This is a genomic window from Synechococcus sp. R3-13 (assembly GCF_047462195.1).
GTDB lineage: Bacteria > Cyanobacteriota > Cyanobacteriia > Thermostichales > Thermostichaceae > Thermostichus.
Window position 1 is genome coordinate 1 of the sequence record NZ_JANSIO010000481.1, and the last position, 1163, is coordinate 1163.

A 1163-nucleotide genomic window follows, 5' to 3' on the forward strand; every position below is an offset into this window, starting at 1 on the left:
GATCAACACAACCTAGTTTGAATCGAAATGACTATGACGACAAAAAGTTGAACCACGCACCTCTGTATGGAAGGGCTCCCCTTCCTGGGGAAAGTCCTCGCGGAAATGGGCTCCTCGGCTTTCTTCCCGCAGCAGCGCCCCCTGCGCTACAAGACGGGCGAGCAAAAGCAGACTGCCTGCCTCAGCCTCTTCCCGGCTGGCCCAAGGCTTTTCCTGCAGGGGAAGTTCCTTGACAAAGGCCAGAAAAGCCCGCAGCCGTGTTCCCTCGCGCACAACGCCCAAAGCTTCCCCAACTCGCTGCCTCAGAGCCGGCACGATGGAGGGAGATGCCGCCAGAACGGGTAGCCTTTGCAGTCGCCGGGCGAAGCTCACCTCTCCCAAGTCTTGCAAGGCAGCCAAAGCAGCCCGCTTGCCCATAACCAGCCCCTCCAAGAGACTGTTGGAAGCCAAACGATTGGCCCCGTGTAGCCCCGTGGAAGCCACCTCCCCGGCAGCATAAAGGCCCGGCAGTCCGGTGAAGCCGAAAGCGTCCGTTCGGATCCCACCCATCACGTAGTGAGCGGCGGGAACAACCGGCAGCAGATCCTTGGTGGGATCCAACCCCAAGGCGCGGGCAGAAGCAACAACGGTGGGAAAACGCTCCTCCAGATGTTCGACGACCCGCAGATCCAGGTAGGTTCCCCCTGTCTGCTCCCGCTCCCAGAAAACGGCTCGAGCTACCACATCCCGCGGCGCCAGCTCTCCCCGCTCCGCATACCGAGGCATGAAACGCTCCCCAAAGGCGTTGAGGAGAACGGCCCCTTCTCCTCTTACTGCCTCGCTCACCAGCGCTCCATTGGGCAAAGCCGTGGGGTGAAATTGCACAAACTCCAGATCCCTGAGGATGGCCCCTGCCCGCCAAGCCAGCACCATCCCATCGCCGGTAGCTCCCGAGGGAGCTGTCGAGACGGGGAAGAGGCTGCCAAATCCTCCCGTAGCCAGGAGAACTGCCCCGGCCCTCACCTCCACCGGCCCCTCAGGGCCAAGAAGCAAGGCCCCCGCCACCCTGTCCCCCGCCAGCAAAAAGCTGAGGGCTGTGTAGCCCTGCAAAGGCAGCCTGTTGAGGCGAGCCAGCAAACCTCTCAGGAGCCACAGTCCGCTCCGATCCCCCCCCAGATGGCGTA

The 1163-nt window shown here is 62.5% G+C and carries 1 protein-coding gene; it reads right to left on the reverse strand.

What is annotated here, in order from left to right; translation table 11 throughout:
- Positions 1-12: 12 nt before the first annotated feature.
- Positions 13-1163, reverse strand: a 1151-nt coding sequence (locus tag NW856_RS13365) for an L-aspartate oxidase (protein ID WP_414400651.1), incomplete at its 5' end; no start/stop codon positions are given.